Raw genomic sequence first — 19222 nt, forward strand, 5'->3', positions numbered from 1 at the left:
TCCGGCCGTCATTCAAGCCGGTTTGCGCTGCGCGTCGAGATCCGCGTGGCGCTTGCCCGGAATGCAGGCCACCGCGAGGATCGACAGCGCCAGTCCACCCATCACGTAGTAAATCGGCGCAAGCGTCGAACCGGTAGTGTCGATGAGCCACGTCACGATGAATGGCCCAAAACCGCCGAACACCATCACCGCGATGTTGTACGCGAGCGATAAACCAATCGAGCGCACATTCGCCGGAAACAGCTCCGCGATCAGCGCGCCGAACGGGCCGTAATAGCCGGACAGCGTGATCGACAGCAGCGCCTGCACGAGAATCAGTTTCGACACGCTCGGCTCCGCCGCGAGCCACATGAACAGCGGATAGATAATCACGAGCGTGATCACCAGCGACCACAGCGACAGCCACTTGCGCCCGATCCGGTCCGACCATGCGCCGGTCAACGGCGAAAGCACCGTCAACAGCAGATTGCCGACGACCACCGCGTAAAAGGATTGTGCGTAAGGCAGTTTCAGTTGATGGACCGCGAAAGTCGGCAGATAGCTGATCAGCACGTAGATCGTCACCGTGAGTGCGACCACCGAACCGAGTCCGCAGAGCACGTCGCGACTGTGGCTTCTGAAAACTTCGCCGAGCGTCGCCCGCCGCGCGGTTTTTTGCGCGAGCAGGAATGCTTCCGAGTCGGCGAGATTCCGGCGGATATAAAAGCCGATCGGTCCAATGATCAAACCCAGGATGAAGGGCACGCGCCAGCCCCAGGATTTCAGCGCTTCGGGCGACAGGCCGCGCGTAATCAATGCGCCCACCAGCGCGCCGAGCAGCAGCGCCGCCGCCTGGCTCGCCATCTGCCAACTGCCGTAAAAGCCGCGCTTCGAGAACGGCGCCGCTTCGATCAGCAACGCCGTCGAACTGCCGAATTCACCGCCGGCGGAAAAACCCTGCAGCAGGCGTCCGACTACGATCATCAACGGCGCGCCGATGCCGATCGCCGAATACGGCGGGGCGATCGCGAGCATGAGAATGCCGAGCGTCATCAGCGCGAGGACGAGCGACAACGCCGCTTTGCGTCCCGCGCGATCCGCGTAGAGTCCGAATACGATGCCGCCGATCGGCCGCATGACGAAAGCGACGCCGAACGTTGCGGTGGTGAGGAGCAGCGACGCATAGTCGTTGCCGGCCGGGAAGAACAATTGCGCGATCACCACCGTCAGAAAGCCGAACACGGTGAAGTCGTACCACTCGAGCGCATTGCCGATCACAGCCGCGACGACCGCCCGCGTATGAAGGCTCCTTGACGCTGGTGTCATTCGAATCTCCAGCCTGCGAAAAGTATCCTGTGGTGCGTCGTTTCGGTGCAATGGCGCATCGGCGCGAGTGAGAAAAAGAACGCCGGCAGCTAAGGTCGCATTGGAGTGTAAAGAGCGCACAAGCGGTTTTCAAGCAGCAAAAAGGCGTCTGCCGCGCGGGGCGGCAGACGCCTGCATGATGGGCTCTCGACTGCACACCGCCATGTTGCGGCGCGTTTCGCGCAACACCGTTTGCGCGCGCGGCTGGCGGGTAATCAGGCCTTCTTGTTATATGCGCTGCACCAACCCTTCGCCGCGACCTGCTTGCCGGCGAACATCGGGCAAGGAGCGTAGGCGTCGGTCGGCTTGCCCTGGAAGAAGCTGCAGTTGCCGCAGTCCTGGCCTGCCGCGTACTTGGCGAATTTCGCTTTGTCGACTTTGCTCGCGTCCTCCTTGTAGCCGAGTGCTTGCGCGGTCGGATCGGATTCGGAGACTTTCGGCGCATCGGCAAATGCCTGGCGCGACAGAGCAAAGGTGGAAGCCACACCAATGCTGGTGATCAAAAACGTACGACGTGATGATTTCATGGGGACTCACTCCGTTTTATTGAACTGATCGCCGTTCTGATGACAGCGGTCCCCAAGGATATCAATGAAGCCGTCGCGCGTGCCGCCTCAAATGATAGAGATAAGCGAATTAGTACTGCGCCGCGTCTGAAGGTCGCGCGCAATGCGAATCGATTACGCGCGAGCCGAGCACTTGCGGTGACCTCGCAGTGCTACCGGAACTGCGTGAACGCGTGCGAACTACGCGCGGCCGCTCAGCTCGCACACGCGCTGCGCGATGGCGAGCGACGCCGTCAATCCCGGCGACTCGATACCGAACAGATTCACCAGCCCACGTACGCCGTGCGCGGCCGGACCTTGAATCACGAAGTCGGCGGCAGGTTCGCCGGGACCGGAAAGCTTCGGACGAATCCCCGCGTAAGCGGGCTGCAATGCGTTGTCCGGCAGCGCGGGCCAATAGGCGCGAATCGCCGCGTAAAACGATTCCGCGCGACGCGGATCGACATCGTAATTGATCGCATCGACCCATTCGACATCGGGACCGAAACGCGCCTGCCCGCCCAGATCGATGGTCAGATGCACGCCGAGACCGGCTTCGTTCGGCATCGGGTAAATCAGGCGGCTGAATGGCGCGCGCCCGGAGATGCCGAAGTAATTGCCGCGCGCGAGATAGAGCGGCGGCACATGCCGCGCGTCGAGTCCGCGGATCTTGCGGGCCAGTGCATTCGCCTGCAAGCCGGCGCTGTTGATCACGCAGGCGGCGCTGATCGTGGTCGGCGCGTCACCGCCCACCTTGATGTTGAAGCGGCCATTGCTCGCTTCGATCCCCTGCACCGGCGCATGAAACGCGCACACCGCGCCGTCGCGTTCGGCGTCACCCTGCAGCGCCAGCATGAACTGATGACTATCGACAATGCCCGTCTGCGGCGAGAACACCGCTTCGACACACTCGAGCGCGGGTTCGAGGGCTTGCGCCTGGTCGCCGGTGATTCGCATCAGGTCGAGCACCCCGTTGTCACGGCCTTTTGCCATGATGTTTTCAAGCTGAGGAATCTGGTTGCGCGAGGTGGCGACCAGTAGTTTGCCGCACCGCGAATGCGGCACCTTATGCTCGACGCAGTACTCGTAGAGCATCTCGCGGCCGCGCACGCAAAGCGCCGCTTTGAGCGAGCCGCGCGGATAGTAGATGCCCGCGTGAATCACCTCGCTGTTGCGCGAGCTGGTGCCCACGCCGATCGCCTCCGCCGCTTCCAGCACGATCACTTCGCGCCCGCGCGCCGCCAGTGCGCGCGCCACCGCGAGACCGACCACGCCAGCGCCGATCACTACACATTCGATTTGGTCCATGTCCCTTGACGCGGCCAACTTCGCCGCGCGCTGCCTCGTTCGCCCGATCAAGATGAAGACAGGATGCGGCTGACGCGTGCCGTACACCGCTCGCTGTCCAACGCTCCCGTCCATTCGCAACCGCTACGCAAAATTGTATGACGCCGTACAGACAGAAATGCCCGCAGTCGGCAACCACTGCGGGCACTCGGTCTTGTGCAGGTCTCAAACGTATCGGCCGGACCGAATCAGTGTACGCCGTCGAAGGTGACAGTGCTTGGTTCCTGGCAACTCAATCGCAGCAATAATTGCCGTAGCATTCACTCCGTTCCCGGCACGGATTCCCGATTTGGCTCGCGAAATACCGCCTGGAGGCGGCTTTTTACGAAAAAGTGGCAAAAATACTCAAAAACCGATGGGTTTTCGCCGATTTCCGTAATCGAGGCGAATGTCGCCGGCCTCGATCCGGTCACGCCCGTCGATGCGCGCCGCGCCGAAGCCATTGAGAATCGCCCGCCGCATTTCACGCGGAGATGCCCGCATCAACGCATCGAGCGCGGCGTCGCCGAGCACCTCGGGAAAGCGCAGCCCCCAGTTATGCGCCGAGCGGATCTCGTCGTAGATCGCCTGGGCGATCCGGCGTGCGCCCTCGCGGTCCGGCGCAGGGATCTCGTACACGTTCATCCGGTTCAGGATCGGCTCGGGAATCGAGCGCTCGTCGTTCGCCGTCGCAATCCAGATCACGTGCCCGGCATTGATCGGAATCTCGGCGAATTCGTCGATGAACGTCTGCGCCGTGTCGTGCTCGAGCAGCGCATACAACGCGCCGAGCGGATCGTATTGCGAATCGCCCGTCGCCTTGTCGATTTCGTCGACGGCAATCACCGGATTCGCATAGCTGCCGTTCACCAGCGCATCGAACACCTTGCCTGGCTTCGCATTTTTCCATTGCGACGAAGCGCCCGACAGAATCCACCCCGCCGTCAGCGAACTCATCGCCACATATTGATACGCGGTGCCGAGCAGGCGCGCCAACTGCTTGGCGAAGTGAGTCTTGCCGATGCCGGGATCGCCGAGCAGCAGAATCGGCATCAGTTCCAGGCGGTCTTCTGTTTCGAGACACAAGGCGACCTGTTTGCGGATGTCGTCGAGCGGCGCTGAAAAGTTGGGCAGCGCGTCGATCAGATCGTCGATCGACGGCATGCGGTTCGGCTTCACGCAAAAGCGCAGATTGCCGGTTTTCAGCATCTTTTCGTATGTCGCGCGCAGTGCCTCGTTCGCACCTTCACCGAGATCGTTCAGCGCGGTCTCGACCTGATCGAGGTCGTACACCCGACTGAAAGATGCCACGGCGATTTCCTGTTTGACCATTGCTGTTGTCATCGCTCACCCCGTCTGGCTAGTCCTGCTGCTGAGGCACCTGATGGGCGCCGTTTCAGGTCCAGTGTAGCGAGGACATATTCGCGTGCAAGCCAGCAGTCGTGCTGCTCTGCTGCTAACAGCGGGTTGTTTTTGCGGATTGCGGGCCTTATCTGAAATGGATTGTTGCTGAACCCGGCCCCGTTTGAAGTGTCAGAAAGGCGTTGCGCGCATCAGGCGTAAGATGGCCCTCTGACTATGGCGCCGGATCCGGTGACCGGAGACTTTCTTCTATGTGGAAAACCAGTATCTTGGCCGTGCTGCTCGGCACTTCGTTGCTTGCGAATGCACAACAAAGCGCACAAGGCACACAACAAAATACACCGCCACGGCCGGCACAGCAGGTCGTGCAATGGCAGTTGCAGGTCATGCGCGACGGCCAGCAGATCGACGCGTTCGACGGCACCACCACGGTTGGTCAGGCGCGCACGGACACGCATCACAAGGTCGTGCAGCATAACGTCGGCTGCAAGGATCAGCCCGGCGGCAGCATCGATCTGGCGCGCACGCTGACCGTCTCGCCACTGCAGGCGGACGCGAGCGGAGTCACGTTGTCGATCGAAGCACAGGAAACGTTCGAGGAAGACGCGGCCCGGCAAACCGGCACCGGCTGCAAGCTGCCGCCGCAACCGCGCCAGGTGAGCGCGAGCCATCCCGGCCTGAAGGTGGCGCCGGGGCAATGGGCCAGTTGGACCATCGTCGATAAAGACCCGAACCTGGTATACCGCGTGCGCGCAAATCTCGCGGACAGTGCAAACACGGCAAACTGATCGAACCGATGCAAAGAACACGCACGAGAACACACCAACAGCGCGCGACTAACCGACGCCCCCAAACAGAACACGTGGACAACGCGGCATGCGAAACCCCGAAGAACTGATCCGCGAGAGCGTAGCGCCCAAGGATTTCATTGCGGTGAGCTGGAACCTGCATAAGGGCCGCACGCCGCTCGGCTTTCAGGCCTGGCAGGCCATGCAGCAGTGGGTGCAATCCACCCACGCGGACGCCTATTTCTTACAGGAAGCGATGGCGCGGCGCATGCCGGCGCCGGTGCTGGCGAGCAGTTTCGGCGCGCCGCTAGCCGATCCGTTGAACGATGTCTGGCATTGCCAGGCCACTGAAATCGCACGTGCGCTGGAGCTCGAAATCGCGCTCGGACCGAACGTTTTCAAACCGTCGTGGCGGCATGGCAATGCGATCCTGTCGCCGCATCCGCTCGATCTCGGCGGGCGCTGGGACATCTCCGCGCATCGCTTCGAAAAGCGTGGGTTACTGGTGGCGCGCGCCACCTTTGGCGGTCACTCGGTCACGCTGCTGTGCGCGCATCTTGCGCTCACCCGCTCGGCACGCTTGCGTCAGATGAACTGGATCGCGCACTGGATCGCGAAGGAAGCACCGCAAGGTCCACTCGTGCTGGCCGGCGACTTCAACGACTGGCGCAACGATTCAGTGCCGCTCTTCCGTGAGCATGGTCTGCAGGAAGTGGCCACGCTGCTTGGCGAATCGGGCCGCACCTTTCCGGCTTTCTCACCGGCACTTGCGCTCGACAAGATGTTCGTGCGCGGCATGCAGCCGGTCGAATGGATCCAGCCGACGCAGGAAACCGCGTGGCTCTCGGATCACTTGCCGTATATGGCCCGCTTGCGGCTCGAATAGGCAAAGGCAGGCAAACGCAAGCACAGGCGCTGCACGCTAGTTTTTGTGCGGCGTCCATTTCACCGTCGCGGCAATCTTCTCGCCCGGCTGCAACACGCAGCCGCCTACATGCTCACGCATGCCGACCGCGTTGAAGCAATCGGTGGTGTTCGTCACCGGTTCCACGCACAGTTGCGCATCGTTGGCCGGCGCGAACACCACCATGTGATCGAATGGCGCGTCGGCGGTCATCGTCAGGCGACGGTGTTCGTCGGGCCACGCAATGGTCGCCTCGCGCGACCAGTTCGCAAAGTTGTTGTCGAGATCGAAGGCGTCGGCGGACATGCCTTCGCGCAACGCATCCACCGCCGGATGCGGGCCGAGATGCGTGGGCAGCACGTCGGCGTCGGCATGCCACATGGCTCCCACTTCGGCGTACACGCGGGTTTGCGCGGTGCGCGGATAGTACGGGTGATGGCCCATACCGAACGGCATCGGCTGCGCGGCGAGGTTTTGCGCGGACAGCGTGATGTGGAGCGCGCCGCCGCTCAACTCGATTCTCTGCTGAGCGCGATAACGGAACGGCCAGTCGCCGCGCAAGCGCGAATCCGGTTCGTGTTCGAAGTGCAGTTCCACCGAGCTTTCCGTGCGCGCTCCCACTTGCCACGGATGCCGCCACGCATTGCCGTGCAGCGCGTGGGCGAAACGCGCGTCGTTGCCGGCAAGGTCGATGGTGCCGCCGTCGAATTCGAAACGCGCGTCGCGAATCCGGTTGCAGTACGGAAGGAGCGGAAAACTCGCCATGCGCAGCGGGTCGCGTTCGGCGAAAGCGGCCGGCGCCGCCGGTCGCAGCCAGTGCAAGGGACCGTCGGGCGTCGTTTCGTAGAAAGCTGCCAGCGCGCCGCCCACTTCGGGCGCGATCACGACACGCAGCGCGCCAGCCGAAAGCGTGACGACCGTGGCGACGATCGCGGGATCGTCGAGCCACATGAGTCCGGTCGCGGGCGGCCGGATCGAATTCAAGGAAACGTCGCGCATGGTCAGAAAAGACGGGAGCTCGGGCGGATGGCGGCATGAACGCGTCGCGGTGTCTCCATCGATCGGTGTCTCCTGTTGCGTGCCGCGCACAGCGCACGACCGGCGGACTGTCTGGGTCCGCGCGACCGAGAATCGCACGCCAAAGCGCACCCGTCAATATTATTAGTAATAAATTTGTCGAACCGACCCTGCACGAAGGTCGATAGACACCTCCCAAATGGCGGGTTAGCGCGCGTTGCCGCGCGCATATTATTAGTGGTACCGTCAGCACCACGATGCCCACGGCATGCCCCAGTTCCAGCGCCGCTGCAGCGCGGCCCGCACAATGAAAAAATCGACCCAACGCCGTCCGACCATGACCGACATCGCCAAGCTCACCGGCGTGTCGCAATCGACAGTCTCGCTCGTGCTGAACAACGCGACTGGCGCGAAGTTCTCCGAGGCCACCCGCAACAAGGTGCTGAAAGCCGCGCACGACCTCGGCTACCGGCTGTCGCTGCGAGAGCCGGTATCGGCTTCGAGCGACGAGCGCAATCTGATCGTCTACCTCGCCGACGAGATTTCCACCAGTCCGCATCCGGTCGTCAACGTCGACGGCGCGCGCGATGCGGCCTATGCGAGCGGCAAGATGCTGGCGGTCTATTCGACGCACGGCAACGCCGACATCGAAAAGCAGGTGCTCGACGCCACGCTGTCGAATCCGCATGTGTTCGGCGTGATTTACGCGACCGTCTATACGCGCAAGGTGACGCCGCCGGCGGCGCTCTCGCAGGTGCCGACCGTGCTGCTGAATTGCTATACGGGCGAAGGCGGGTTTTCGTCGGTGGTGCCCGCGGAAGTGGCCGGCGGCCATCTGGCAACCGACTATCTGCTGCAGGCCGGACACCGGCGGATCGGCTATATCAACGGCGAGCCCTGGCAGGATGCATCGAAAGACCGTCTGAAAGGCTACCGCACCGCGCTTGCCACCGCCGACCTGCCTTTCGCGCCGGAAATGGTGCGCGACGGCGACTGGAGTTCGGGTCTCGGCTTTGAACTGACGCTCTCGCTGATGCGCGAGCCCAATCCGCCGACCGCGATTTTCTGCGCCAACGACCTGACCGCCATCGGCGCCATCGAAGCCCTGAAACAACTCGGCCTGCGCGTGCCCGAAGACGTCTCGGTGCTGGGCTACGACGACCAGGAAATCGCCCGCCATACGCATCCGCCGCTCTCGACCGTCGTGCTGCCGAACTACGAACTGGGGCGCTGGGCCGTCGAAACCCTGCTACAGGAAGAACACAATCGGGCAGCCGGTGCGCCGGTCCGGCATCGCATGGTCAAGCTCGACGGTCCGCTCGTCGAACGTGCTTCGGTCAGGGTAATTACCGAGGCAAAAAAGCCAATAACTAATATTATTAGTGATTGACTGATAATAATTCCAGGTGAAATAATCGGCACGTCGGGTCAGGCAAACACCGCCGGCCGGCAGGAGCAACACTAAAAGCAAATACACCTACCTCACCAGGTACTGGAGGAAGACATGGCGTCGCTCAACACGCAGTCGCGCAGTCACGCGCGCAAGCAGCAGATTCGTCCGCTGGCGGGTTCGCTGCTGGCTCTGGCAATCGGTTTCGGCGTCGCCACCGCGCACGCCGACGACGCATTGCCGAAGCTGCCCACCAAGACTCCGCTGAAGGTCGGCTTCGCGCAGACCGAAAGCAACAACCCGTGGCGTCTCGCGGAAACCAAGAGCTTCAAGGACGTCGCCGCGAAATGCGGCTGGCAGTTGGTCATGACCGACGCCAACAGTTCGAACTCCAAGCAGGTGTCGGACATCCAGAACATGATCGCGCAGCACGTCGATCTGCTGGTGTTCCCGCCACGCGAAGAAAAGCCGCTTGCACCGATCGTGCTGCAAGCTAAAAAGGCCGGCATTCCGGTGATTCTCGTCGACCGCGACGTCGATCAATCGGTCGCCAAGGCGGGCCGCGACTACATCACGTTCATCGGCTCGGACTTCATCGATCAGGGCCATCGCGCAGCTGACTGGCTCGTCAAGGCGACGGGCGGCAAGGCGAAAATCATCGAACTCGAAGGCACCACCGGCGCGTCCGCCGCGAACGATCGCAAGAAGGGTTTCGACGAAGTCATCGCGAAGAATCCGGGCATGACGATCATCGCGTCGCAAAGCGGCGACTTCGCGCGCGACAAGGGCCGCCAGGTCATGGAAACGCTGTTGCAGGCGCATCCGGACGTCACCGCTGTCTACGCGCATAACGACGAAATGGCGCTCGGCGCGATTGCCGCGATCAAGGCCGCCGGCAAGCAGCCGGGCAAGGACATCCAGATCGTCACGATCGACGGCACCAAGGGCGGCATGGACGCGATCGCGGCGGGCGAACTAGGCGCGAGCGTGCAGTCGAGCCCGTTCTTCGGCCCGCTCGCCTGCGACGTCGCACAGCGTTACGCGAAGGGCGAAAAAATCCCGACGTGGGTCAAAGTGTCCGACAAGTTCTACGACAAGAGCAACGTGCAGCAGAACATGCAGTACGGCTATTGATCGCGAGGCGCCGCTGTCTGCGCAGTCTTGAAGTTTGAGCGCCATGCTGTAGCGGAGCGTCCGCGTGCTCCGGCGGCGCCCGAAGGAAGTCTCCCGCCCTGAAGCACGCGCTGTTTGAGGCATAGGGATCGGGGACTGCCTCGCAGGACGTCCCCGCCTCGAATCGGTCTCCTCGGGGGGCGGGCGACGGGAAGGGTTCGGAGCGACGCGTTCGTGGCAGCACGAACCGTCGCTTCGCTTTTATGCGGCGTACCATGATTGAGCGACATCGCCCGCATAAGAGCCCCGAACGAAGGGCCGCACCGGCTCGCACGCGCAATGCATAGCTGGCGCGCACGCGGCAAATAAAGCAGCACATGCATCAGGAGGACACCCGTGACGGAATCCGGCAAAGAGACGCCACACTCTCCCCTTACCCGTTCGCCGCTGCTCGACATGCAGGACATCGGCATCAGCTTCGGCGGCGTGCCCGCGCTGCGCGGCGCCAATCTGAGCGTCGCCGCCGGCGAAGTGCATGCGCTGATCGGCCAGAACGGCGCGGGCAAATCGACCCTGATCAAGATCCTGACCGGCGCCTATCGGCGCGGCTCGGGCAGCGTGCGCTTCGAAGGCCGCGAGGTCGATTTCCGCACGCCCAAGCAGGCGCGCGAAGCCGGCATCAGCACGATCTATCAGGAGATCAATCTGGTGCCGTTCCGCTCGGTGGCGGAGAACATTTTCCTCGGCCGCGAGCCGCGCCGCTTCGGGCTGATCGATTGGCGCGCGGTGCAGCAACGCGCCGCCGCGCTGCTCGAATCGTTCGGCTTGCAGATCGATGTGAAGAAACCGGTCGGCCGCTATTCGACCGCGATCCAGCAGATGGTGGCGCTCGCGCGCGCGGTGTCGTCCGACGCGAAGATGGTCATCATGGACGAGTCCACCTCGTCGCTCGACGAACGCGAAGTGGAACTGCTTTTCACGGTGGTGCGCAAGCTGCGCGACGACGGCCGCGCGGTGATCTTCGTGTCGCACCGGCTCGACGAACTGTACGCGTTGTGCGACCGCGTGACGGTGATGCGCGACGGCCAGACGGTCGCGCAAAGCACGATGGCGGAGATGGACAAACTGCAGCTCGTCACGACGATGCTCGGCCGCACGCTCGCCGCCGTCGTCCAGGACGACACCGCGGCCCGCGAAACGAACCTCGCGCGGCGCGGCAAGCAGATGATCGCGACAACACATCTGAGCGCGCATCCGAAAGTGAGCGACGTCTCGCTCGAAGTACATGCCGGCGAAGCCGTGGGTCTCGCCGGCCTGCTCGGCTCGGGTCGCACGGAAACCATGCGGCTGATGTTCGGCGCCGATCCGCTGGAGCGAGGCTCGCTCACGATCGGCGGTGAAACCGTCGCGCTGAAGTCGCCGCAAGACGCGATCGCGCGTGGCCTCGCCTATCTCACCGAAGACCGCAAGGCCGAAGGCATCGTCCCCGAACTTTCGGTGCGCGACAACCTCACGCTCGTCTGTCTGCGCACGCTGGCGAAGAACGGCGTGGTCGACGTGAAGAAGCAGCAGGCGATTGTCGATCGCTTCATTGCGTCGCTCGGCATCAAGCTGCGCTCGCCGGATCAGCCTATCCGCGAACTGTCCGGCGGCAATCAGCAGAAGGTTCTGCTGGCGCGCTGGCTGGCGGCCGAGCCATCGCTGTTGCTGCTCGACGAACCGACGCGCGGCATCGATGTCGGCGCCAAAGCGGACGTGGCGAAGATCGTGCGTGAACTGCGCGACGCGGGCCTCGCCGTGCTGCTGTCCGCCTCCGAGCTGGAAGAGTTGACGGCGGTGGCCGATCGCGCCGTGGTGATCCGCGACGGCCGCACGGTCGCCGAACTGAACGGCGTCGACATGAGCGAGACCGCGATCATGGATGCCATTGCCTACGGCGGCGACGGCCATTCGCAACTGGCCGATGCCGCGCAAACGGCAAACGCCGCACACATCGCAGACGCGCTGGAGGGCGACCGTCATGGCGCTTAAGTTGCCCACCGAAACGTTGCATACCGAGCCACGGCTCGGCGAGACCGCCCAGCAGATGACGGCCGCGCCGCGCGCCGCACCGGCAACGACCGTGCGCAAATGGCGCCATCTCGCCATGCAGCGCGAAGTGATCGTCCTGCTCGCGATGGTGCTCTTCAATCTGTTCTTCACGCCGCACTTCTGGTCGCTGCAAACCTTCAACGTCAACATGACGCAGGTGGTGACGATCGTGATCGTCGGCATCGGCATGACGCTGGTGGTGGCGACGGGCGGCATCGATCTGTCGGTGGGCGCGTCGATGGCGATCTCCGGTGCGCTCGCGCCGATGCTGTTCCTGAACATTGCCGGTCCCGCCGGCATTACGCTCGCGTTCGTGTTGCCGGTACTGGCCGCCGCGTTGTGCGGCGTCTTCAACGGCTTGCTGGTGACGAAGTTATCCGTGCAGCCGATTGTCGCGACGCTGGTGCTGTTCATCGCCGGCCGCGGCATCGCGCAGGTCGTCACCGACGGCAGCCTGCAGGCGTTCAACACGCCCGCCTTCCAGTGGATCGCGCTCGGCAAGGTCGCGGGCGTGCCGTTCCAGGTGCTGCTGATGCTCGCGCTCGTCGCCGTGTTCGTGTGGGTCGTGCGCAAGACGCTGTTCGGTCAATATCTGCTGATCACCGGCGGCAACGAAAAGGCCGCCTATCTGTGCGGCGTGCCGACGGCCACCGTGAAGCTGATCGCCTACACGCTGTGCGCTGCGCTCGCGGGACTGGCGGGACTGATCTCGATCTCGGTGAATTCGTCCTCGGATGCGAACGTGGTCGGGCTCGGCGTCGAACTCGATGCAATCGCGGCGGTCGCCGTCGGCGGTACGGCGCTCACCGGCGGCAAAGCGTATATCGGCGGCACGCTGATCGGCGCGCTGATCATCCAGTTGCTGCGCTACACGCTGCTTGCGCACGGCATTCCCGACGCGGCGGCGCTGGTGGTGAAGGCCGGCATTATCGTCGCCGCCGTTTATGTGCAGCGGCGCTCGCGCTGACGCGGCAAGGACATTCCCGGACTCGATGCGATGAAAAAGAATCTTCCTATCCTGCTCGCGCTGGCCGCCCTCGTCGTGTTCGGCCTCGTGCGCTACGAGCATTTCGGCTCGGCGTACAACATTACGTCGTTCTGGCGTTACAACTCGATGTTCGCGCTCATCTCGGTGGGCATGGCGTTTGTCATCATCACGGGCGGCATCGATCTGTCGGTGGGCACGGTGGCCGCGCTGGCGAGCGTCGTCGCCGCGCTGACCAGCGTGTACGGCGGCTGGGTCGCCGTGCTGGCAGGATGCGCTGCGGGACTCGCGGTCGGCGTGCTGAACGGACTGATTATCACGCGTCTGAAGATCCTGCCGTTTATCGTCACGCTCGCGACAAGCCTCGGCGCGCACGGCGTCGCGCTGCTGCTCGGCAAGAACGATGCGGTGTCGATTTCCGCCGAATCGAACTTCGGCAACTTCGGTCAGGGCGATCTGTTCGGGCTGCCGATTCCCGGCATCGTTGCAGTGTTGGCGGCCTTGGCCGGCTGGCTCGCGCTGCGCAGTACGCGCTTCGGGCGGCATTCGCTGGCGATCGGCGGCAGCGAGGAAGCCGCGCGGCTGATGGGCCTGAACGTCGACCGCACTCTCGTGATGGCCTATGCGGTGAGCGGCCTGCTCGCCGGCATGGCGGGCGTGATCCTCGCCGCGCAGTTCGGCGCGGGACAACCCAACGAAGGCGTCGGCTGGGAGCTGTTCGCCATCTCGGCGGTCGTGCTCGGCGGCACGTTGCTCACGGGCGGGGAAGGCTCGATCGGGATGACGATTGCCGGCGTATTGCTGCTGGGGCTAGTGTTCAACCTGTTGAACTTCGAAAACGGGCTGGGATTTATCAGCTTGTCGGCGTATTGGCAATCGGTGATTCGCGGCGTGTTCCTGCTGCTCGTGATCGTGTTGCAGGCCCGGGTGCTGAAACAGCGCGGGAAAAAGCGGGTAGCGGCTCCGGCGTGAGCGGCGCATTCACGCGGCCTTGTCGATCTGTGCGGCACGGCGGCGCGGCGGTTCAGGTTCATCGCCGCTGGCACCGACTTGCACGCTTCGGAGTAATCGAAACGATAATTGCAGAAAGCCTTATTTCAATTGGAACTCAGGCGTGCCTAACGACGATTGACCCACCTTTGTGTACCAACCCCGCGACACCCGCGCGGGCCGGATGAAAACACCGTCACGCGTACGCCAGGCATCCCGCCACCGTCCATTTCCTCACCGTTCGTGCGACTCTTGCCAGTTTTATCAGCAGGGTCAATGCTGCAGCGCATGGCGGGTTTCGGTATCATCCTGAAAATGCTGCCCGCGCGGCGCGCCTATCCGGCGCATGCCGGACAGCCGATGGCGGCCGCCCTGCGCGGCTTTCGCTCATCGCCGTACCTTCCGAAGCGCGGCCGCATCCATGCCAACGTACTTCGCGGCGCCCGGTTTTACCGACTGCCGGCGCCGACGCTTCCGGGTCCGGTCACCCGCTTGACCACGCTCAACCGTCGCGCCGGCGCTACAGGCAGCAGGCGCGGTAAAATAGCGGATTGCGCTTGATTCCCATATGGGTTAACGCAGCATCGCCCTTGCCGTGCCGGCCGGCTCAAGACGACTGGCCGCCTTTGTTTTCGCACTATCCAAGAAGCCATGAGCAACCTGAATTCACAAACCGTCCTGAGCGTCCATCACTGGACCGATACGCTTTTCAGCTTCACCTGCACGCGCGATCCGTCGTTCCGTTTCGAAAACGGCCAGTTCACGATGGTGGGCCTTGAAGTCGACGGCAAGCCGCTGATCCGCGCATACAGCCTCGCGAGTGCGAACTACGAAGAACACCTCGAATTCCTGAGCATCAAGGTGCAGGACGGGCCGCTCACGTCGCGTTTGCAGCATCTGAAGATCGGCGACGAAGTCCTGATCGGCAAGAAGCCGGTCGGCACGCTGATGGCCGACAACCTGCTGCCGGGCAAGACGCTGTGGCTGCTGTCCACCGGCACCGGCCTCGCGCCGTTCATGTCGATCATCAAGGATCCGGACATTTACGACCGTTACGAGCGCGTCGTGCTCACGCACACCTGCCGTTTTGTCGACGAGCTGGCGTACAAGGAATACATCACGGATCATCTGCCGGCGCACGAGCATCTGGGCGAGCTGGTGCAGGAAAAACTGCTGTACTACCCCACCGTCACGCGCGAAGCGTTCCAGAACCGCGGCCGCATCACCGAGCTGATCGAAACCGAAAAGCTGTTCGCCGACCTCGGCGTGCCGGGCTTCTCGCTCGAAAACGATCGCGTCATGCTGTGCGGCAGCCCGCATATGCTGCGCGACACGCGCAAGCTGCTCGACGACCTGGGCTTTCAGGAAGGCAGCAACAACGCGCCGGGTCACTACGTGGTCGAAAAAGCCTTCGTTGGCTGAAGCCACGGTTGGATTTTTGCGGCTCTGGCCGCGGAATCAGCGAAAGGAGCCTTCGGGCTCCTTTTTTGTTGCCGGTTACAAATCAGCGTCTCCAGCACGACATTCGGCGTCAGCATTCTTCCTACAGGAATCGCATGACAAATCATCATGGATTGCGTGAAATCAAGGCGCTAACCCTTGGTGCGACTGCATTTTTTCTATTTATGAGATATCATCGCGGCGCATCGTCAGTCAAATTGACACGCCTGCCATGGCCCGCCCGCCATGTTACTGAATGTAAATTTCGTTACGCCATACTGTAGCGATTCACCGGTTGCGCCCTAAGCGCAACGGCTTGCACCTGGAGGCCTGAGACCTGTATGCGTTCTTTCGTCTTCACGCCGCCAGGGCGTACCCGCTTCGCCGTCCGCATTGCATTCTGAGAAGGAAGGTCATGGATACGTCGACTGTCGTCCCGTTCGCCGCCCATCTTCCCACGTCATCGGCACGTGAAGGATCCGACGCGTCCGCTGCGCCGTCTTCGTCGCCCCAACAGGAAATCGAACGGTTGCGCGCCCGGGTGCGCGAACTCTCGGCCGAACTCGTCCAGGCGCAGGAAGCCGCTTGCCGCCATGTGGCGCGCGAGTTGCACGACGGCGTAGGCGCCGAGCTGACCGCCACCCGCTTCGCGCTTGCCGGCGTCGAAACCTGGCTGCCCGCCGATGCCCCGCCGCAGTGCGCCGCCGCGCTCGCCGTGGCGAACCGCTCGCTCGATGCCGTGTGCGAAGCCAGCCGCCAGGCTGTCGCGGAACTGCATGCGCCGTCGCTCGATGCAGGCATTGTCGGCGCATTGGCCCACTGGACCGGCGACTTCGCCGCGCGCACGCAATTGCGCACGAGTTTCGTCTGCGCCGCCGACGTGCGCCTCACGCGCCTGCCCGCCGACGCCGCGCTGGCCGTATTCCGCGTCGCGCAGGAAGCGCTGAACAATATTGCCAAACACGCGCGCGCCGAATCCGCCGACGTGCGCATCGAAACCAGCCGCCGTCACCTCACACTGATCGTGACCGACGACGGCATCGGCGTGACGCGCGACACCGGCAGCCGACGCGGCCATTTCGGCCTGAGCGGCATGCAGGCGCGCTGCGCGGCCTTCGACGGCACGCTGCGCGTCAGCGCCCGCCGCGCCGATGCGGAGCGCGGCGGCAGCGGCACGCAGTCGCGTGGAACTATCGTCCGGGCGCGCTTTGCGTGGGACGCCATGCTGGCGCACGCGCCGCGCGCCCGCCGGCACGCCCTGCAATCGTGAGCACGACTTCATGAGCCTGCGCATTCTGCTCGTCGACGATCACGCGGTGGTTCGCCAGGGCGTCCGTCAGTTGCTGCTCGACCGCGGCGTGGCGCGCGAAGTGACCGAAGCGCAAAGCGGCGCCGAAGCGCTCGACGCCGTCGCCCGGTTCAGCTATGACGTGGTGCTGCTGGACATTTCGCTGCCCGACATGAACGGTGTCGAAGTTCTCAAGCGTCTGAAGCGCAAGGCGCCGCGCGTAGCCGTGCTGATGTTTTCGATGTACCGCGAGGACCAGTACGCCGTGCGCGCGCTGAAAGCGGGCGCCGCCGGCTATCTGTCGAAAACCGTCGACACCGCGCAGATGATCGGCGCGATCCAGCAGGTCGCGGCAGGCCGCAAATACGTGAGCCCGGCGATGGCCGAGGCGCTCGCGGACTACGTATCCTTCGACGGCGAGCAGATGCCGCACGAAAAGCTCTCCGACCGCGAATATCAGACGCTGTGCATGCTCGCGTCGGGCAAGCGGCTGACGGATATCGCCGTAGCGCTCTCACTGTCGGTGAAAACGGTCAGCGTGTACCGCACCCGTCTGCTCGAGAAGATGAAGCTGCGCAACAACGCCGAACTGACGTTCTACGTGATGAGCAATCGGCTCGTCGATCTGAATCCCGCGATGGCGGGCTGACCGCTCTCACCGCTGGCGCTGCTCTGTGTGTGCTGAAAAACTCGCATCCGGCATAGCCAGCTTGCAAGAGATCGATTCCCTCCCGAGCGCCTGCGCGTCGCGCGAAACCCTTGCTGCGATTGGCCGCGCAGCGGACGAACCTCCCCTCCGAATCTCATCCGCCGGGATTTTCAGCCCCGCGCCTATGCCGTAAAAAGCACGCTCCAGAACGGTGCAGAGTACCGATCCGCTAAAATCGTGGGTTTCCCCGACATTCGGCGCGCAACACGCGTGCACTACTGGAGACCCCCGCCAATGTCCCTGTTTCGCAAGAAGAGCGTCGAGCACATGATCGCCGCAAGTGCTCAGAACGCCGGTTTGAAGAAGGCGCTCGGCGCGCTCGATCTGACCTTCCTCGGGGTCGGCGCCATTATCGGCACCGGCATTTTCGTGCTGACCGGCACGGGCGCCGTGCAGGCCGGGCCGGCGCTGATGATCTCGTTCCTGATCGCGGCGATCGCCTGCGGCTTCGCCGCGCTCGCCTACGCAGAATTTGCCTCGACGATTCCGGTGGCGGGATCGATCTACACGTATTCGTATGCGACGCTCGGCGAACTCGCCGCCTGGATTATCGGCTGGGACTTGATGCTCGAATACGGACTCGCTACCTCCGCTGTCTCGGTGGGCTGGTCGGGCTATCTGCAATCGTTGCTATCGGGCTTCGGCGTGTCCTTGCCGGTTGCGTTGACGGCGGCGCCGGGCGCGTTGCCTGGCCACGACACGCTCTTCAACCTGCCCGCGTTCCTCGTGATGATGGCGATCACCGCGCTGTTGTCGTTCGGCGTGCGCGAGTCGGCGCGGATCAACAACATCATGGTCGCGATCAAGGTGGTCGTGGTGTTGCTGGTCATCGGCGTGGGCGTCTTTCACGTGACGCCGGCCAACTGGCATCCGTTCATGCCGAACGGCTGGAACGGCGTGTTCGGCGCGGCGGCGGTGATGTTCTTCGCGTTCATCGGTTTCGACTCCGTGTCGTCCGCAGCGGAAGAGGTGAAGGATCCGAAGCGCGATCTGCCGATCGGGATCATTGCGTCGCTGGGCGTTTGCGCGGTGTTGTACGTGGCGGTGGCCGCCGTCGTCACCGGCATCGTGCCGTCGGCGCAGTTTGCGAATATTTCGCACCCGGTGTCGTATGCGTTGCAGGTTGCGGGTCAAAAGTGGGTTGCGGGTTTTATCGACCTCGGCGCCGTGCTGGGTATGTTGACAGTGATTCTGGTGATGGCTTATGGCCAGACTCGGGTGATTTTCGCCATGTCGCGCGATGGGTTGTTGCCGGCGCGGCTTTCGCGGGTGCATCCGCGGTTTGCTACGCCGTTTTTTACTACGTGGCTCGTGGGGATTTTCTTTGGGTTGATCGGGGCGCTGGTGCCGTTGAATGTGTTGGCTGAGCTGATCAATATCGGCACGTTGGCCGCGTTTTCGATGGTGTCGATTGCGGTTCTCGTTTTGCGGAAGACGCATCCCGAGTTGCCGCGGGCGTTTCGGTGTCCTGGAGTGCCGGTTGTGCCGGTGTTGGCGGTCGGTTCTTGCCTTTTCCTGATGATTAATCTTCAGGCTGTTACGTGGGTGGCGTTTGTGGTTTGGTTGCTCGTTGGGATGGTTATTTATTTTGGGTATTCGCGGAGGCATTCCAAGTTGAGCAAGTGATGGGGGTTTGTCTGCTTGGCGTTTGTGGGTGGGTTGTTGTTGTGTTGGGTTGTTGGCCTTTCCTTGAATTCAAGGGCCTGTCATAGATTTTGTGTGAAGGCATAACATGTAGCTTAAGGAGCATGTATGCCACGCAAACCCAAGACGGCCACGGAGGCCCAGACGGCGTTGCCGTCCATTCCGAAGGAATTGATTGACCAGTTCGTGAAGGGGCCGATGACGGCCGAGGCGGTGCACGCCGCTTCAGCCGCGTTCAAGAAGGCACTGATCGAGCGCGCACTGGGTGCCGAACTCGGACACCATC

The 19222-nt window shown here is 63.1% G+C and carries 17 protein-coding genes and 1 pseudogene; 13 read left to right on the forward strand and 5 right to left on the reverse strand.

What is annotated here, in order from left to right; genetic code table 11:
- Positions 1-12: 12 nt before the first annotated feature.
- The 4 genes from NE850_RS30965 to NE850_RS30980 form a co-directional block, all read right to left on the reverse strand.
- Positions 13-1305, reverse strand: coding sequence for an MFS transporter (locus tag NE850_RS30965; protein WP_007179636.1), 1293 nt, complete (start codon positions 1303-1305; stop codon positions 13-15).
- A gap of 254 nt (positions 1306-1559) precedes the next feature.
- Complete coding sequence (locus NE850_RS30970; RefSeq protein ID WP_007179637.1) at positions 1560-1871, reverse strand: high-potential iron-sulfur protein; 312 nt, start codon at positions 1869-1871, stop codon at positions 1560-1562.
- A gap of 219 nt (positions 1872-2090) precedes the next feature.
- A complete protein-coding gene (locus NE850_RS30975) occupies positions 2091-3197 on the reverse strand; it encodes an NAD(P)/FAD-dependent oxidoreductase (RefSeq protein WP_035518437.1) in 1107 nt (368 codons plus the stop codon).
- Between the two features lie 384 nt (positions 3198-3581).
- On the reverse strand, positions 3582-4559 hold the full coding sequence (locus NE850_RS30980; protein WP_035517750.1) for an AAA family ATPase: 978 nt from the start codon (positions 4557-4559) through the stop codon (positions 3582-3584).
- Between the two features lie 269 nt (positions 4560-4828).
- Between NE850_RS30980 and NE850_RS30985 the strand changes: the two genes are divergently transcribed.
- Both NE850_RS30985 and NE850_RS30990 read left to right on the forward strand, forming a co-directional pair.
- Positions 4829-5365 (forward strand): hypothetical protein, encoded by a 537-nt coding sequence (locus NE850_RS30985; RefSeq protein WP_007179640.1) that lies wholly within the window; start codon positions 4829-4831, stop codon positions 5363-5365.
- Positions 5366-5453: 88 nt separating this feature from the next.
- Positions 5454-6251 carry an endonuclease/exonuclease/phosphatase family protein gene (locus NE850_RS30990; protein WP_007179641.1) on the forward strand — a complete coding sequence of 266 codons (798 nt, stop codon included), beginning with the start codon at positions 5454-5456 and terminating at the stop codon, positions 6249-6251.
- Between the two features lie 36 nt (positions 6252-6287).
- On the opposite strand, the gene NE850_RS30995 is transcribed toward NE850_RS30990, so the two are convergent.
- Positions 6288-7220 carry an aldose 1-epimerase gene (locus NE850_RS30995; RefSeq protein ID WP_310699818.1) on the reverse strand — a complete coding sequence of 311 codons (933 nt, stop codon included), beginning with the start codon at positions 7218-7220 and terminating at the stop codon, positions 6288-6290.
- A 403-nt stretch (positions 7221-7623) separates the two neighbouring features.
- Here NE850_RS30995 and NE850_RS31000 point away from each other — a divergent pair, with 403 nt between their 5' ends.
- The 11 genes and pseudogenes from NE850_RS31000 to NE850_RS31050 form a co-directional block, all read left to right on the forward strand.
- Positions 7624-8676, forward strand: a complete 1053-nt coding sequence (locus NE850_RS31000) for a LacI family DNA-binding transcriptional regulator (protein WP_007179643.1) — start codon at positions 7624-7626, stop codon at positions 8674-8676.
- 114 nt (positions 8677-8790) lie between these two features.
- The gene (locus NE850_RS31005; protein WP_007179644.1) at positions 8791-9810 is read left to right on the forward strand and encodes an ABC transporter substrate-binding protein; all 1020 of its coding nucleotides are present in this window, start codon (positions 8791-8793) and stop codon (positions 9808-9810) included.
- Between the two features lie 435 nt (positions 9811-10245).
- A complete protein-coding gene (locus NE850_RS31010; protein WP_232064236.1) occupies positions 10246-11820 on the forward strand; it encodes a sugar ABC transporter ATP-binding protein in 1575 nt (524 codons plus the stop codon).
- Positions 11821-11875: 55 nt separating this feature from the next.
- A complete protein-coding gene (locus tag NE850_RS31015; RefSeq protein ID WP_035518439.1) occupies positions 11876-12847 on the forward strand; it encodes an ABC transporter permease in 972 nt (323 codons plus the stop codon).
- Positions 12848-12877: 30 nt separating this feature from the next.
- The gene (locus tag NE850_RS31020; RefSeq protein WP_007179647.1) at positions 12878-13837 is read left to right on the forward strand and encodes an ABC transporter permease; all 960 of its coding nucleotides are present in this window, start codon (positions 12878-12880) and stop codon (positions 13835-13837) included.
- 294 nt (positions 13838-14131) lie between these two features.
- Positions 14132-14416, forward strand: a complete 285-nt coding sequence (locus tag NE850_RS31025; protein ID WP_007179648.1) for a hypothetical protein — start codon at positions 14132-14134, stop codon at positions 14414-14416.
- A gap of 90 nt (positions 14417-14506) precedes the next feature.
- Positions 14507-15277 carry a ferredoxin--NADP reductase gene (locus NE850_RS31030; RefSeq protein WP_310699816.1) on the forward strand — a complete coding sequence of 257 codons (771 nt, stop codon included), beginning with the start codon at positions 14507-14509 and terminating at the stop codon, positions 15275-15277.
- 433 nt (positions 15278-15710) lie between these two features.
- Positions 15711-16565: an ATP-binding protein gene (locus NE850_RS31035; protein ID WP_310699817.1), complete on the forward strand. Its 855-nt coding sequence runs from the start codon at positions 15711-15713 to the stop codon at positions 16563-16565.
- Positions 16566-16575: 10 nt separating this feature from the next.
- On the forward strand, positions 16576-17232 hold the full coding sequence (gene rqpR, locus NE850_RS31040) for a response regulator transcription factor RqpR (RefSeq protein ID WP_007179651.1): 657 nt from the start codon (positions 16576-16578) through the stop codon (positions 17230-17232).
- A gap of 294 nt (positions 17233-17526) precedes the next feature.
- Positions 17527-18918, forward strand: a complete 1392-nt coding sequence (locus tag NE850_RS31045; RefSeq protein WP_165184274.1) for an amino acid permease — start codon at positions 17527-17529, stop codon at positions 18916-18918.
- 126 nt (positions 18919-19044) lie between these two features.
- Positions 19045-19222, forward strand: a pseudogene (locus NE850_RS31050) (IS256 family transposase); the annotation flags it as partial.

Source organism: Paraburkholderia sp. USG1, from assembly GCF_031570135.1.
GTDB lineage: Bacteria > Pseudomonadota > Gammaproteobacteria > Burkholderiales > Burkholderiaceae > Paraburkholderia > Paraburkholderia dioscoreae.